Annotated in this window: 16 protein-coding genes; 4 read left to right on the forward strand and 12 right to left on the reverse strand. The window is 34.2% G+C overall.

Annotation, left to right across the window (positions count from 1 at the left end; all coding sequences use genetic code 11):
• Both Q0992_RS03620 and metG read right to left on the reverse strand, forming a co-directional pair.
• The coding region (locus tag Q0992_RS03620) for a hypothetical protein (protein WP_299520604.1) at positions 1 to 219 on the reverse strand (219 nt) is incomplete at its 3' end.
• 52 nt (positions 220 to 271) lie between these two features.
• A complete protein-coding gene (gene metG, locus Q0992_RS03625) occupies positions 272 to 2326 on the reverse strand; it encodes a methionine--tRNA ligase (RefSeq protein WP_299520801.1) in 2055 nt (684 codons plus the stop codon).
• Between the two features lie 86 nt (positions 2327 to 2412).
• Here metG and Q0992_RS03630 point away from each other — a divergent pair, with 86 nt between their 5' ends.
• On the forward strand, positions 2413 to 3435 hold the full coding sequence (locus tag Q0992_RS03630) for an LD-carboxypeptidase (protein ID WP_299520803.1): 1023 nt from the start codon (positions 2413 to 2415) through the stop codon (positions 3433 to 3435).
• Here Q0992_RS03630 and Q0992_RS03635 read toward each other — a convergent pair.
• Positions 3419 to 5560 (reverse strand): serine hydrolase, encoded by a 2142-nt coding sequence (locus Q0992_RS03635; RefSeq protein ID WP_299520607.1) that lies wholly within the window; start codon positions 5558 to 5560, stop codon positions 3419 to 3421. The two genes, Q0992_RS03630 and Q0992_RS03635, sit on opposite strands and share 17 nt — an antisense overlap.
• A 76-nt stretch (positions 5561 to 5636) precedes the next feature.
• Positions 5637 to 6818, reverse strand: coding sequence for an AraC family transcriptional regulator (locus Q0992_RS03640; protein WP_299520609.1), 1182 nt, complete (start codon positions 6816 to 6818; stop codon positions 5637 to 5639).
• A gap of 80 nt (positions 6819 to 6898) precedes the next feature.
• Between Q0992_RS03640 and Q0992_RS03645 the strand changes: the two genes are divergently transcribed.
• Complete coding sequence (locus Q0992_RS03645; protein WP_299520611.1) at positions 6899 to 7258, forward strand: YraN family protein; 360 nt, start codon at positions 6899 to 6901, stop codon at positions 7256 to 7258.
• Here the strand turns inward: Q0992_RS03645 and Q0992_RS03650 are convergent.
• The 4 genes from Q0992_RS03650 to Q0992_RS03665 form a co-directional block, all read right to left on the reverse strand.
• Positions 7255 to 7593: a hypothetical protein gene (locus Q0992_RS03650; RefSeq protein WP_299520613.1), complete on the reverse strand. Its 339-nt coding sequence runs from the start codon at positions 7591 to 7593 to the stop codon at positions 7255 to 7257. The two genes, Q0992_RS03645 and Q0992_RS03650, sit on opposite strands and share 4 nt — an antisense overlap.
• A gap of 66 nt (positions 7594 to 7659) precedes the next feature.
• Positions 7660 to 8250, reverse strand: a complete 591-nt coding sequence (nadD, locus tag Q0992_RS03655) for a nicotinate (nicotinamide) nucleotide adenylyltransferase (RefSeq protein WP_299520615.1) — start codon at positions 8248 to 8250, stop codon at positions 7660 to 7662.
• 2 nt (positions 8251 to 8252) lie between these two features.
• Positions 8253 to 8840 carry a guanylate kinase gene (gmk, locus tag Q0992_RS03660; protein ID WP_299520617.1) on the reverse strand — a complete coding sequence of 196 codons (588 nt, stop codon included), beginning with the start codon at positions 8838 to 8840 and terminating at the stop codon, positions 8253 to 8255.
• 17 nt (positions 8841 to 8857) lie between these two features.
• Positions 8858 to 9715 (reverse strand): YicC/YloC family endoribonuclease, encoded by an 858-nt coding sequence (locus Q0992_RS03665; RefSeq protein WP_299520625.1) that lies wholly within the window; start codon positions 9713 to 9715, stop codon positions 8858 to 8860.
• Between the two features lie 132 nt (positions 9716 to 9847).
• Here Q0992_RS03665 and Q0992_RS03670 point away from each other — a divergent pair, with 132 nt between their 5' ends.
• Positions 9848 to 10327 carry a thioesterase family protein gene (locus tag Q0992_RS03670; protein ID WP_299520631.1) on the forward strand — a complete coding sequence of 160 codons (480 nt, stop codon included), beginning with the start codon at positions 9848 to 9850 and terminating at the stop codon, positions 10325 to 10327.
• Positions 10328 to 10330: 3 nt separating this feature from the next.
• Here the strand turns inward: Q0992_RS03670 and Q0992_RS03675 are convergent, their stop codons facing one another.
• From Q0992_RS03675 to Q0992_RS03685, 3 genes are read right to left on the reverse strand one after another with little or no spacing between them, the layout of a single operon-like run.
• Entirely contained in the window at positions 10331 to 11461 is a 1131-nt protein-coding gene (locus tag Q0992_RS03675; protein ID WP_299520636.1) for a peptidogalycan biosysnthesis protein, read from the reverse strand.
• A gap of 1 nt (position 11462) precedes the next feature.
• Complete coding sequence (locus Q0992_RS03680) at positions 11463 to 12356, reverse strand: DMT family transporter (RefSeq protein ID WP_299520644.1); 894 nt, start codon at positions 12354 to 12356, stop codon at positions 11463 to 11465.
• The gene (locus Q0992_RS03685) at positions 12349 to 12702 is read right to left on the reverse strand and encodes an arsenate reductase family protein (RefSeq protein ID WP_299520664.1); all 354 of its coding nucleotides are present in this window, start codon (positions 12700 to 12702) and stop codon (positions 12349 to 12351) included. Before Q0992_RS03685 ends, Q0992_RS03680 begins: the two co-directional genes overlap by 8 nt.
• A gap of 82 nt (positions 12703 to 12784) precedes the next feature.
• On the opposite strand from Q0992_RS03685, the gene Q0992_RS03690 reads away from it, so the two are divergent.
• A complete protein-coding gene (locus tag Q0992_RS03690; RefSeq protein ID WP_299520681.1) occupies positions 12785 to 14032 on the forward strand; it encodes a sodium:proton antiporter in 1248 nt (415 codons plus the stop codon).
• On the opposite strand, the gene Q0992_RS03695 is transcribed toward Q0992_RS03690, so the two are convergent.
• The gene (locus tag Q0992_RS03695) at positions 14029 to 14748 is read right to left on the reverse strand and encodes a DUF3298 and DUF4163 domain-containing protein (protein ID WP_299520700.1); all 720 of its coding nucleotides are present in this window, start codon (positions 14746 to 14748) and stop codon (positions 14029 to 14031) included. The two genes, Q0992_RS03690 and Q0992_RS03695, sit on opposite strands and share 4 nt — an antisense overlap.
• Positions 14749 to 14776: the final 28 nt, after the last annotated feature.

Genomic DNA, 14776 nt, shown 5'->3' on the forward strand with positions numbered 1-14776 from the left:
CGAGAGCGACTTTGTGGCCTTGTCCAGCAGGTAGGCGGTAAAGCCCATCATCTCGCCCTTGATGTAGGTGGACTTGTTGAGGTGCACGTAGGCGATCTCACGTGGCGCTTCGGTATAGTCTTCGTAGGCATCGACAACAGGCTCGGATTGGGCATGCGATTTTGTAACGGAAACGTTGGCCAGAAGAAAGAAGAGGGCTATGCGTGTGATTTTTGGCATTGTAAGTGGTTTTTTATAAAGATGGGCAAAAATCGGGGAAATGGCAATATGTTTAACTAATCCTTAAGCCATTTTTCACACCTTCAATACTTGGATTTACAAAGACTAGATTCCCAGTTTCATCCTCAGCCATTAGAATCATACCCTGGCTTTCGACACCTCTTAATTTACGTGGTGCCAAATTCACTAAAACAGTGACGCGCTTTCCAATAATCTCTTCGGGTTTAAAACTTTCGGCAATTCCCGAAACAATAGTTCGCGTATCGATACCTGTATCCACTTTTAAAACCAAAAGCTTCTTGGTCTTTGGCATTTTCTCGGCTTCTAAAATAGTACCTACCCTTAAGTCTAGTTTTGTAAAATCATCAAAGGTGATTTCCTCCTTTTGAGGTTCAACACTTTTTTTAGAAGCTTCGTTGGCTTTTTTATTAGCGGCTAGTTTATCAAGCTGTTTTTGGATTTCTGAATCTTCAATTTTTGAAAAGAGCAATTCTGGTTTTCCAGTTTGAATAGTATGTCCATGTGGTAATAGGATATCTCTTATATAAACATCGTCCCAGGTATTGTTTTCAGATTTTAAAATGCTTTTCAACTTGTTTGAAGTAAATGGCAGAAAAGGTTCACATAAAACTGCCAAAGCTGTTGCAATTTGAAGGGCTACAAACATCACGGTTTTAGTGCGCTCTTCGTCAGTTTTAATAGTTTTCCAAGGTTCTTCATCGGCCAGGTATTTATTGCCAAGTCGTGCCAAATTCATCAGTTCTTGACTGCCTTCCCTAAAACGGTAACGCTCAATAGAACTTGATAGTACAGCAGGATAGGCTTTTAAGGCGGCTAGTGTTTCTTCATCAATTGACTTATAATCTGAAGGTTGTGGTATAATACCATCATAATACTTGTTGGTTAGCACAACAACACGATTAATGAAGTTCCCAAAAATGGCTACGAGTTCATTGTTGTTTCTAGCCTGAAAATCTTTCCAAGTAAAATCGTTATCCTTTGTTTCTGGTGCATTTGCCGTTAAAGCATAGCGTAATACATCTTGCTGATTAGGAAAATCCAAAAGGTACTCTGGTAACCAAACCGCCCAGTTTTTAGAGGTTGAAAGTTTATTACCTTCTAAATTTAAAAACTCATTAGCTGGTACATTTTCTGGTAAAATATAGGAGCCTTCAGCCTTTAGCATAGAGGGAAAAATAATACAGTGAAATACAATATTATCCTTTCCAATAAAGTGCACGAGCTTCGTGTCTTTATCTTTCCAGTAGTCTTCCCAGTTTTTACCTTCACGTGCTGCCCATTCCTTAGTCGAAGAGATGTAACCTATTGGCGCATCAAACCATACGTAAAGCACTTTGCCTTCACCACCTTCTACTGGTACAGGAATTCCCCAATCCAAATCTCTTGTTACTGCTCTTGGACGCAATCCGTCGTCAATCCAGGATTTTACTTGTCCATACACATTGGGCTTCCAGTCTTTTTTATGGCCTTTTAGAATCCATTCCTTTAAAAAGTCTTCGTGTTTATTTAAGGGTAGAAACCAGTGCTTGGTTTCTTTTAATGTTGGTGTATTTCCTGTTATGGCCGATTTTGGATTGATTAAATCCGTAGCGTTATGACTTGTGCCACAATTTTCGCACTGGTCACCATAAGCTTCTTCATAGCCACATTTTGGGCAAGTGCCAATGACAAAACGGTCTGCTAAAAACTGATTAGCTTCCTCGTCATATAATTGCTCAGACACTTCTTCTACGAACTCGTTCTTTTTATGTAAGGTCTTAAAAAATTCCGAAGCTGTATTGTGATGAATCTTGGCCGAGGTACGTGAGTAATTGTCGAATGAAATACCAAAATCCTCAAAAGATTTCTTAATGATAACATGATATTTATCTACAATATCCTGTGGTGTAACGCCTTCCTTTTTTGCTTTTAGGGTTATAGGTACTCCATGTTCATCACTTCCGCAGATAAATGCAACATCATTACCAGTTAGTCTTAAATATCTCGAATATATATCAGCAGGCACATAAACACCAGCCAAGTGACCAATATGGATGGGTCCATTAGTATATGGCAAAGCTGCTGTTATGGTATATCGTTTTGACATCATTTCAATATTTTGAAAGCTACAAAAGTACATAATATAAAAACAGTTCTAAAAAAAATGTACATTTACAAAAAGCGGTATTTATGATTTTGAGAAGTCTAGTTTTACTTATAATCCTTACAACTAATTTTGGGTTAAGTAATCAGCTTTGTGCTCAAAATGAAATTGATAATTCTTCTGAAATGATAACGGATTTAATTCAACCACCATACTTAAAAGCTGGTGATACTGTAGCTATTGTTGCTCCTTCTGGAATTTTGAAAAATCGTGAGCGCGAAGTACAACAGGCTATAGACTTATTGAAAAGTTGGGGTTTAAATACTATTGTTGGTAAGTATGTGTTTAGTAAAGCTAATCATTTTGCTGGTACGGATGATGAACGTTGTGAAGATTTGCAATACGCTATGGATGACCCTAAAATAAGCGCTATTTGGTGTGCTAGAGGTGGTTATGGAACGGTAAGGATTTTAGACAAATTGGATTATACCAAGTTTAGAAAACATCCTAAATGGGTTATTGGGTACAGTGATATTACGGCTTTGCATAATCAACTACATAATCAAGGTTTTGAGTCCTTACATGCTTTAATGTGTGTAAGCTTAACAGAAAATTTAAACGAAATTCAAGCATCTGTAGATACGTTTAAATCTACTTTATTTGGTAATCCCACAGATTATAATTTAGAGGGATCTGACTACAATAGAACTGGTGAGGCAAATGGCCAATTAATAGGCGGCAACTTAACGATGCTTCATACCATGTTGGGTTCTAAAGAAAGCATTGATACCTCAGGTAAGATTTTATTTATTGAAGAAATTGGTGAATATAAATATCATATTGATAGAATGTTACAGAGCATGAAACGTGCGGGCTATTTTGATAATCTGAAAGGTTTAATTGTTGGTGACATGACCAAGCTTAGAAAGAATACTACCCTTTGGGGCACTTCTGTTGAACAACTTATTCTTGATGCCTTATTGGGATATGAATTCCCTATTGCTTTTAATATGCCCGCTGGACATGAAAAGGATAATAGAGCTTTAGTATTGGGTAAAGCTATCAAACTAAAGGTTGATAAGGCGGATTCTAGCATCACATATCATGACTGATTTTCTCTAATACTTTGTTTGAGATTTCATTGCCTTCAGTATCGATTTCTACAAACCAAACATTTGTCTTACATTTTCTGTTAATGTCATCATTGTTAGGACAATCTTGAGTGGTACCTTTAATCCTGTAACCATTTGCGGTGATTTCAGCAGCATAACCATAGTCGTTATAAAATTTACCATAGGTGTTTTGCCATATTTGTTTACCAGATTTATCTGTCTTAATCACATAAATATCATAATTGCCTTTTCCATACGAGCTTGTTGAACCAACTATGAGATAACCATCTTTAGTTGAAACGATTGAGCTGGCTTTGTCGTAGCTACTTCCACCAAGTCTTTTTGACCATATTTCATTGCCATTGGGATAATTTTTAGTTAGGAGTATATCAGCAGTATCACCGTCTTTTGGGCCTATTGTAGTGACTTGTATATAGCCATTTTCAGTTTTTACTTTAGGTTGAAATTTTAGGTTGGTCTTCTTTTTAAATTTTATATTCTCAGCCCTACCATAAGTGAGCAATACGCTAGTACCTCTATCGAATGCATCTCGTTGTATTTTTATGATATAGTTGTCTCTGGCCAATAAATAATTTTTGTTAAAGACCTGAACATCACTTGTGCCTTCTTCATTTGATAACTTAAGTTTCAATTCCTTTTCTGGGCTTAACATCAACTCAAAACTTATTTCTAATTCACCATTATAATAAGTTCCTAAAAAACCCTCTATATCAGAAAAAGAAGCTGGTGAGTCCATAGTTCTTTCATAAATCATAGTTCTTCCAGAAGTGTAATATTCTACCATTTTATCGTCATAAAAAACGACTTTTATTTTGGGATAATTAGCAAATGAATACGTGTTCTCCCCATCGGCCACCATTTCAAGATTGAGATAGTTTCCTTCTTTCCAATAGGTTTTTCCATTCTCGTTAACGATTCGAACTAACTTTTCGTTATTTGGGAAGTTATACTGTCCTTCAATTTGCGATTTCTTCCCTTCTTTTAGCACACTCACTCTGTTATAGAAATTGGCATCGTATTTGTCTTCTTTATCAATTTTTGGAAGCAGTATTTTTGCAATTTCCTGGGCAATTAGGTTACTGCTTATATTGCCGTTATTGCTCATAATGAATACCGTAAGTTTCTCCTCAGGGAAACGATAGGTTTGTGAATGAAAACCGTAAGTGCCTCCAGAATGATATACAGATTTTCTACCCAATCGGTCCTTTAACTCCAATCCAAAGCCGTAAGTTCTAATTTCGCTATTAGGGATTGGTTTCTGGCTTTGAATTAACAGTTGGTTATTATCACGATTGGCATTTTGAACCGCTTGCTCATAGATTAATTGGTCGTTTAAAGTTGTAAATAAAAATCCTTCACCATTTGTTTTTGTAACCGTAGGAACCTCCCACCACTTACCGCTTCCCCAATCGGAATAGGGATTCGCTCTATTGGGAATTACGGCCATATATTTTTCAACAAAAGCGGTTTCATACATACCTAAACCCTCAAAGTATTGTTTTGAGTAATCATTAAATGTTTCACCAGTAACTTTTTCGATAATTTTAGTAAGCACAATATAATTGGAGTTACTATAGCTATATTTTGATGCGGGTCGGAATCCTAAATCGTCTTGTTTTTCTAGCAACTCCATCACATCATCATTGTTTAATTTAAACCGTTGCCACCAGACATTTCCTTCCAAATCCAATAGCTCAACATAATCGCGAATACCACTTGTATGATTAATTAAATGCCTAATTCTGATTTTATCATCTATATTTTTGTATAGATTAGGCAGGTAAATTCTAATATCATCGTCTAGACTGAGTTTTCCTTCAAGCGATAAATCCAAAACCATTAAAGCTGTAAATTGTTTGGCAGTAGAGGCGATGTTTGACCTGGTCTTTTTGTTAAAGTTTACCTGATGTTGAAGATTTGATAGTCCGCAGTATTTTTCATAGATGATTTTACCGTCTTTCACAATCCCTACAGCTATGCCGGGATGATTTTCCTTGAGTTTAGATTCTACAATTGAATCGATTTGCTTCAATTGTTTTGTTAGTTGTTGTGCATTAATAGTTAATGATATTAGAATGGTAAAAAATGAAATGATAGTTTTCATGACTAAGAAATTGTTTTCAGCAAATCTCATCTAAAATGTAATATCAAACGCTTCAAATCTCGATTTGAGACTTGTTTTAAGATAATTTTTCAATAAAATCCTTAGGTGAGAGAGACGTACTTTTCTTAAATGCCCTGTTAAAAGTAGCTTTACTGTTAAATCCAGAATCTAAAGCAATTCCCAATAAGGTAGTACGATTGTGTTCGCCATTGCTCAGTTTTTCCTTTATTGCTTCAATTCTGTGATGATTAACAAAGTCATTAAAATTCATATTGAAACCAGAATTAACAGTAGAAGAAACAGCCTTAGTCGTAATATTTAATTCTTTGGCTACGTCAGAGAGTGTAAGTCTAGGGTTTTCAAACAATCGTTGCTTTGTCATTAACTGGGATAGTTTATCTTTCCATTCATCGTACCCGCTATCATTACCACTTTGTTTACTATTGTTTTCGATGACTGATACGTCTTCATCAAAAACATTAACAATTCTTAATTTTTCGCCTTCTAAAGCTATTTGTTTAATGACACTGCTGTAGCCTGTAATAGCTATATAATAAAAGACAAATGAAAAGGCAATATAATGCCAAAACTGACTTCCAAAATTTCCCCATTCTGGATTAGTAATGAAAAAGATTACACGAAGTACAAGAATACCTAAAAAGGCAATCATAAAGTTTCTCATCCATTTAAACAATATAGAATCGGCATAACTTACTTTAGCAAAAAGTAAATTCTTATAATTTGAGTAATAGCGTAAGCTTAAAACAAGGTAAAATGCCATGGATACCAAACCAGCTATTTGATACCAATTTGCCAAATCCTTATCTTTGCGATCTGCATAGAAATAATACTCATTTAAAATTAATTTGTCAGTAACAAAAACCACAAGGCTATATATCATGTATAGGATTGCAGGAATGAAATGAATATAGTCCCTTCTGGTTAGTTTATAACTCCGATTCAATTGACTTTTAGAATAAAAGTAAACAACAGGACCTATAAGTAAGACTTGCATAAAGGGTACGAAAAAAAGAATGTCTGGTGTTATTTCATAATTATCAGAATACCATCCAGCATAGCCTAGCATGTATGGGGTAATATACATAGCATAAAGAAACAACAATAAACTTAACCATTTGCTCGCTTTATTATTATGAATAATTCCTTTTCGTAATAATATAAATGAGAATACAATACCATGGAAAAAGAATATCAATAGCAATGAACTTTTTTCATTAAAACTAAAGGGAAAATCCATTAAAGGTCAATTTATTTTTAAATTTAGCTAATCAAAAAAACTGGAATTTAAAAGTAATACTATTTTTCTATTTTAGGCAAATGGCTCAACATAATGAATTAGGTAAAAAAGGAGAACAGCTTGCAGTAGACTTTCTTATTGAAAACAACTATGATATTGTACAACAAAATTACCGTTTCGACAAAGCTGAAGTAGATATCATCGCTAAAAAGGATAATATACTTGCAATTATTGAAGTGAAAACACGTTCTACATCAGACTTTGGAAATCCACAAGATTTTGTTAAGCCAAAACAAATAAAAAACTTAGTAAAAGCAGTTGACGAGTATGTTACTGAAAACAACTTAAATCTTGAAGTACGATTTGATATAATTGCTATCGTTAAAGAAAAACAAGATTTTATAATAGAACACCTTGAGAATGCATTCTATCACTTCTAGAGGTAAATATTAGTTACTATAATTAAAAGACTGTAAAACAATACATTTACTATTTTATCCTTAGCATCTAAGGATAAAAACCGTCTCATTTCTTTTTTAAGCACACTTAGGGTTAAAAAGATACTTACAAAAACGACACTTAGTCCAATAAACCAGTAAAGCGATTCGGGATAAGGCAAAGTAGCATTTGTAATTAGAAAAAGTATAAGAAGAACACCAGCCATAAGAACACGTTTTTCGTTCGAAGCACTTAAATTATTTCTTAAAACAATAGTCTTGGTTTTTGATACGATTAGGGCAATAATAGCGGTCAAAAAAACTATGGTAAATGTCATTTCTTTCTCAATTTTATGTAAGTTAAAAATAATTATTCTTTCGAAGAAAATAAAAGCTAAACTGTACTAACTTTTAAATTGTTTATAAAAATTCATTTCGTCTATATAATGCCACACTTTATCGGGTAACATCGGGCGAATATTCCTTCCAGCCTTAATTTCTTGTCTTATAAACGTTGAAGATAGCTCCATTATTGGGGCAGAAATGTTAAAAATTTTGGGATGGTTGTTAAATCTTGTGTCAACTTTTCCTCCAGTTAATCTAGGATAAACATAGATATTATGATTTTCTAGGATAAGTTCATAATTTTTCCATTTATGAAAGCTTTTTAAGTTGTCTTCGCCCATAATTAAGGCAAACTGGTATTCTGGAAATTTTTCATACAAATAGGTAAGTGTATCTATTGTATAATTGGGTTGTTTTAGCCCGAACTCAATATCACTAGGGCGCAGCTTGGTATAATCTTTTGTAGCACGGTAAACCATCTCTAGTCGTTGGTGATTATCGAGCATATTATTCTTTTTCTTAAATGGACTTTGAGGAGTTACAACAAACCATACCTGATCTAAATCACTACGCTCAGCGAGATGGTTCGCTATGGTTAGATGCCCAACATGTATGGGATTAAAAGTGCCAAAATAAAGCCCAATATTCATACTTATTTATTTATAAAATCATAAACGAGTTTATAAGCATTTTCTAACGCACTTTCTAAATTAGAATTAACAACAATAACATCAAACAAAGGTGCTGTAGCTAATTCTGCTGGTGCTTTAGCCACGCGCATACTAATTTTATCCTCACTTTCCTCACCTCGTTCTTTCAAACGTCTAACCAATTCATTCAAATCTGGTGGTTTTACGAAAACAGCCAAGGTTTGATCAGGGAATTTACGTTTTATACGTAAGCCTCCAGATACGTCTATATCAAAAATGACATGTTTGCCTTTAGCCCATATGCGTTCTATCTCGGTCTTTAAAGTACCGTAAAAATTATCTCTGTAGACTTCTTCCCATTCTAAAAAATCATCCGCTTTAATTCTATTCTTAAACTCCTTAAGCGATAAATAATAATAGTCCCTACCGTGTTGTTCATTGCCGCGTTTTTCTCTTGAAGTTGCAGAAATAGAAAACTCTAAATTGAGTTCTTCTTGTTTTAGTAAATGGCGGACAATAGTAGTTTTTCCCGATCCTGAAGGTGCTGAGAATACGATTAATTTGCCTTGTTTTGTTGCTTCTTTTAACACAGAAAAATAGTTTTTACTTAAAGAACATTCAATAGTTGTTCCTTAATTTTTTCGAGCTCATCCTTCATTTGTACGACTAGTTTCTGCATTGGTGCGTAATTGGATTTAGACCCTATCGTATTTATTTCCCGCCCGATTTCTTGCGATATAAAACCAAGCTTTTTCCCGTTGGAGTCGTTTGAATTTAAGGCTTTGATGAAATAATCTAAATGATTATCCAACCTTACTTTTTCTTCGGTTATGTCAAACTTCTCTATATAGTAGATGAGTTCTTGCTCAAAACGATTTTCATCTACTTTTTCTTTTATCTCTGCAATACCTTTCTCTAGTCGAGCTCTAACTCCTTCAATTCGCTCGGGATCCATTTCAATAACTTTTTCTAACAATTGTTTTAAAGTGGTGACCCTTTCTAAAAAATCTTGCTTTAATATTTCACCTTCATCTTCTCTGTAAGCCACAATTTTTGAAATGGCATCATTAATACCGTTGGCTATGATGTTCCACTCTTCTTCGTCAATATCATCACGCTCTGTGGTTACGGCATCAGGTAAACGGATTGCCATTTTTAGCAATTCTGTTGTATCTCCATCAACAACCTCTTTAAGTTGCTTTATATATTCTTTGACTACGGTTTTATTGATTTTTGAACTCGCGTCTTCACCCGTAATCTCTACATACAAGGAAAAATCAATCTTACCACGAACTAGATGTTTGGCAATGCCTTTTCTTATATCTAGTTCTTTAGCACGATACATAGAGGGCATTCTGGCATTGACGTCTAAATTCTTGCTGTTTAGAGATTTTAATTCAATAGATATTTTTTTGGTTGGGAGTTGCAAAACAGATTTCCCATAACCGGTCATAGATTGTATCATTAATGCGATGCGATTAAAGTTGCGCAAAGGTACAAAATTGAACTGGCATAAAATTAGAGTTAAATGAACTTGATATATTATGCGCGCATACTATTTTTTCTAACTTTGCTATTCAGTTTTAAGTTCGAAAAAATGTATAAAAAACAATTTGAAATTCGTTGGAGCGATGTTGATGCTAATGGACACCTCGCTAATTCTGCCTATACTAATTTTATGAGCCATGCAAGGATGTCCTTTTTTAATGAACAAGGGTTTTCTATGCCCGAAATAAGAAAGCACAGTGTTGGTCCTGTAGTATTTTATGAACATATGTACTACTTTGAAGAGTCCTTCATAGGTGCACCTATAACAGTGACTATTGAGGTATCGGGTTTGAGCGAAGATGGCATGTTTTTTATGTTCACACATAATTTTTATAACCAAAAAGGTGATAACCTAGCTTATTGTGAGATGCAAGGAGGTTGGATAGACTTAAAAGCCCGAAAACTGGCCGCTTTACCTAAGCCATTGCTCAATTTGGCAGGGCAATTTCCAAAATCTGAAGATTTTAAAATTCTTACCAAGGAAGACACACGGAAACACGGTAGGCGTCCAAAACCATTATATAAGTAGGCATTATTTAAACGGTTGATGTTGTTTAAAAGATTTTATTTGCACATTCTTAATAAACGGTTTCAAAATCTGATTGGGCAAATAGTGTTTGTGCTTACAATAACAGGTCAAAGTTTTTGGTTGTGCACCTAAAGTACTTTTAATTTCAGAAGCCGTTCTACCCAGATTAATTTGATTCGATTTTGTTTCGATACCTATTCTTATATAATCATTTAAGATTCTGGGATAGATGCCGTACGTTTTATTCTTGGAATAGTCAATACCAATAAAATGAGCATCGAGATGATTGCCGTTTTGCATTGCTGATAAAAACCCTACCAGTTCATTATCTAAGAAATAACCTTTTACAATGAACCTATCTTCATATGTGTTTTTGAGATGCACGTAAGTATCGAGGTTTAAAATCTGGGCATTAAAATCTGCATTGTCAATCGTGTTTTGGTACAGTGCCTGAAGCTCATCTTTGTGAGTTTTTATATCCTCATCATTAAAAAACTTGGCATCTAAGGCTTCACTTTTGGTATCAGCTCTATTAGCCTTTACTCTATACTTAGACTTTAATGCATTAGTATAATCGTTAAAGGATTGCCACTCTGGCTTTAGATAAATAATCATATTAGGCTCTACATGCATGGACCCATAATCAAATGATTTTAAATGGTCGGTAATGTAGAGTGATTCGTCTTCAAAATCCTTGATAAAAATAGTATGAAGCCGTTTGCATCTGTATAATGTCTTTACGGCTTTTGCAATAGCTATAAAAGTCTCAACTTTTGGTTCGCCCTCTTTTAGAAATGTACCATATTCACCGCTCAAAAAAACATTGCCGCAAAACAAGACCCTTATACTATTGTTGCAAAATATATTGTTGACTAGTTGCCTTAACTTTGGCGACATCCTAATATTCTTGGTAATAGTTTCGATGCCTATAGTGACCAATTGCGTATTAGCAAACGCTATGGCTTTATCTTCTTTTAATATGAAAATATAGTTAAACTGTATATCTGTATTCGCAAGTTCAAAAGCTTTCAGAAATTCTGGAGAGTAGTAAATATTTGAAGTACAATTTAGATGTTCCCAATAGTTTTTTGGGATGTCACCAACGGACTGAAATATTTTAGATGCTAAAGACAAATTAATGTACTTTTTTCGGTTTAACAGATATTAAATATACGCCTGTAAAAATGAGGAGCATCGCTAGAATTTTAATGGTATCTATAAAATCTGCTCCCATAGTGAGCGCGAAGAGGCCTGCAATAACAGGTTGAAGATAAATAAAAATACCAACGGTTGATGCTTTTAGTTTGCTAAGTGCAAATGGGTTTAACAAATAGGTGCCAAATGTGGCACCAATGACTACAAACAACACTGAGAACGTAATGTAAGGCGTAAAACTCTCCCACTTTACGGCTTGTAATTCACTATAACCAAATGGAATTAGCATGATCAACCCAAATAAAAATAACCACTTTATAAATGTAAGAGGGTGGTACTTCTCTGTTAATCTCTTAACTAATATAACATAAATACTATATGATATAGCATTTAAAAAAATCATTAGATTTCCAAGAGCAACATTATCAGCAGCTCTAGCGGATTTTCCATAAATCGTTAACACCAAAGCGCCAATTAAACCCAAAAAAACACCTAATATTTTGAGCTTAGTTATATGTTCTTTTAAAATAATGGCTGACAAAACCAAAATGATGATGGGTACAATAACCATGATGGCGGACGCATGTATGGGAGAGGTGTACTCTAAACCCTTGAGAAAAAATAGCATATTGACAACCACACCAAAGATAGCGGCTATAAAGAACCTTAGAAAGTCTCTTTTTTCAATTTTTTGCTTTGGTAAAAAGATACTGATTAACCAAAACAGAGCTGTAGCTCCAATAACCCTTAATAATACAAACCCTGAAGGTTTAATAAAATTCCCGTTCATTACGGTCTTTGCAAAGGTGTAATTAAGACCGTATAAAAGTTGAACCGCAAAAAGAGCTATAAGCGCAGACCTACGACTATACATGTATCGCTTTTTTGGCAGCTTCTACAACTTTTTTAGAATTGCCAATAAAAATCTGATTTTTAAAAAGTATCACAGGACGCTTTAAAAATGTATAATGTTCTAGAATATAGTTTTTATAGTCCTCTTCGAAAAGAGACTTATTTTTTAAATTGAGTTCTTTATATAGCCTTGCACGTTTGCTAAATAAACTTTCGTAGCTCTCAGTAAGTGCCCTCATTTCTTCAATTTGATTAGTGGTAATAGCTTCATTTTTTATATCCTGAAGCTGAAAATTATCTGGTAAGTTAAGCTCATCTATAATTCTCATGCAGGTATTACAAGTGCTTAAATAATATATTTTTGCCATATTTAAATTTGATTGGATTTAAGACTGTAAAGTAACCGTATTTAAAACGAAAAATAATTACATTTAAGAAAAATATAATTCTATGGAATACTATTCTATTGCAACAATTCTAATTGTACTTTCAGCTATTTTTGGATATATCAATGTTCGCTTTTTAAAGCTTCCGATTACCATAGGTCTAATGCTCATTACTATTGTCTTTACAGTGATTATTCTTGGTATTGCCCAGTTTGATGACACACTCTTGTTGCGTGAAAAAGCATTTATTAATAGTATAGACTTTGAAACGGTTTTGCTCGATATAATGCTGAGCTTCCTATTGTTTGCAGGTGCTTTGCATACTAATTTCGATCAGCTTAAAGTACAAAGAGGGCCGATTTTGGCTTTTGCAACACTTGGTGTTCTTGTATCCACGTTTTTGGTCGGAATTATCATGTTCTATGTTTTAAATTGGATTGGCTTAGAGGTGACTTTTATAAATTGCTTACTTTTTGGTGCTTTGATATCTCCTACAGACCCAATAGCAGTATTAGGTATTTTGAAAAAAGCGGGAGCTCCTAAAAAACTGGAGACAAAAATAGTAGGTGAATCGTTATTTAATGATGGTGTTGGAGTTGTTGTATTCTTAACGATTTTTGCTATAGCCGCAAAGCCAAATGCAGCTGTAGAATTTTCTGATATTGCAACGCTTTTCGGTCAGGAAGTGATTGGTGGTGTAGCCTTAGGATTATTTTTAGGATGGATTACCTACCGCTTAATGAAATCCATAGATAATTATGAAATTGAAGTTATTTTAACCATATCTGCTGTGATGGGTGGAACCATGTTAGCGCATAAGTTCCATTTATCCGCTCCGCTTGCTATGGTCACAGCAGGATTAATTGTAGGCAACGATACATTGCGTGAAACAGCCATGTCCGAAACAACAGAAGCTTATGTTGACAAATTCTGGGAATTGGTTGATGTACTTTTAAATACTATTTTATTCATAATGATTGGTATGGAGATGTTGGTGTTGACTTTAGAAGGTAATTATATTTATGCGGGCTTGTTGGCGATTCCAATAATCTTAATGTGTCGCTATATGTCACTTTGGTTACCTATAAAATTCTTTGCAAAACGATTAGATTTTGTGCCTAAAACGAATTTGATTATGACTTGGGGAGGATTGCGTGGTGGTATCTCAATAGCTTTAGCATTGAGTTTAACCCAAGATATGCATAGGGAATTGTTTTTGGTTATAACTTATATCGTAGTCATTGTTTCTATCTTAGGCCAAGGGCTAACTGTAGAACCTATAATTAAACGATTAACAAAAAGAGCAAACTAATAGAGTTTTAAGTAGGGCTCAGCTTCTTCAAATGGAATTACAAATTCCGTATAACCTTGATTGTAAGAGGCAATTTCATAAATATTATAAAGTAAAACCAATCCGTCATCACTATAGCCTATATTTTCTGGAAGTTGAAATGGTTTTCCAAAGAAGAAATCTTCCATCTTCATTTTATTATTTGTGTTTTCAAGTGATTTTTTGAAGTAGGTTTCAGCCAGTTCTTTAAAATCATCAGGGTCTTTGATGATGTCATTTTGACTAAGAATGTCACCCGTTTCAGCATTAAGATTCAAGAAGATAATTCTATCGCTGCCATGTGCGCCGCCCTTGAATTCGTAAGTGTTGATGGCAATACTGATTAAGGCTACAGATTGAAAGGTTTTCTCGGTTTCAATATGTAATTCCCAAGTTGGTTCAGAATCTTCTGGAAAATCATTTTTAAAGTCTAAATATTCTTGATTAAAATCGTTTAAAACAGTTTCTAGTTTTTTCTTATCGGAGTTTTCACTTAGCGAAGAAGTTATAGTGGCTTCTATATTAGAATTTATCTTTTCACTCAATTCGTCTTTTCCAGAGGCCCTATCAATATTAGCCGAAATCTGTGCCTCATAGGAGTTTTTTATAGCAACTGTCACGAAAGCTATGGCCTCATATTCAGATTTACACGAATTCAGAAGACATAAAATTATTAATATTAATGTAATGCGTTTCACAAGTAATAGATTTTTAGAAGGTTACGAT

Source organism: Winogradskyella sp., from assembly GCF_028289625.1.
In the GTDB taxonomy this organism is placed as follows: Bacteria; Bacteroidota; Bacteroidia; order Flavobacteriales; family Flavobacteriaceae; genus Winogradskyella.

Bases quoted from the DNA above. Each gene is read 5' to 3' on its own strand.
- metG (WP_299520801.1), bottom strand. From the start codon at position 2,326: ATGTCAAAACGATATACCATAACAGCAGCTTTGCCATATACTAATGGA.
- Q0992_RS03635 (WP_299520607.1), bottom strand. From the start codon at position 5,560: ATGAAAACTATCATTTCATTTTTTACCATTCTAATATCATTAACTATT.
- Q0992_RS03640 (WP_299520609.1), bottom strand. From the start codon at position 6,818: ATGGATTTTCCCTTTAGTTTTAATGAAAAAAGTTCATTGCTATTGATA.
- Q0992_RS03645 (WP_299520611.1), top strand. From the start codon at position 6,899: ATGGCTCAACATAATGAATTAGGTAAAAAAGGAGAACAGCTTGCAGTA.
- Q0992_RS03650 (WP_299520613.1), bottom strand. From the start codon at position 7,593: ATGACATTTACCATAGTTTTTTTGACCGCTATTATTGCCCTAATCGTA.
- nadD (WP_299520615.1), bottom strand. From the start codon at position 8,250: ATGAATATTGGGCTTTATTTTGGCACTTTTAATCCCATACATGTTGGG.
- Q0992_RS03665 (WP_299520625.1), bottom strand. From the start codon at position 9,715: ATGATACAATCTATGACCGGTTATGGGAAATCTGTTTTGCAACTCCCA.
- Q0992_RS03670 (WP_299520631.1), top strand. From the start codon at position 9,848: ATGTATAAAAAACAATTTGAAATTCGTTGGAGCGATGTTGATGCTAAT.
- Q0992_RS03680 (WP_299520644.1), bottom strand. From the start codon at position 12,356: ATGTATAGTCGTAGGTCTGCGCTTATAGCTCTTTTTGCGGTTCAACTT.
- Q0992_RS03685 (WP_299520664.1), bottom strand. From the start codon at position 12,702: ATGGCAAAAATATATTATTTAAGCACTTGTAATACCTGCATGAGAATT.
- Q0992_RS03690 (WP_299520681.1), top strand. From the start codon at position 12,785: ATGGAATACTATTCTATTGCAACAATTCTAATTGTACTTTCAGCTATT.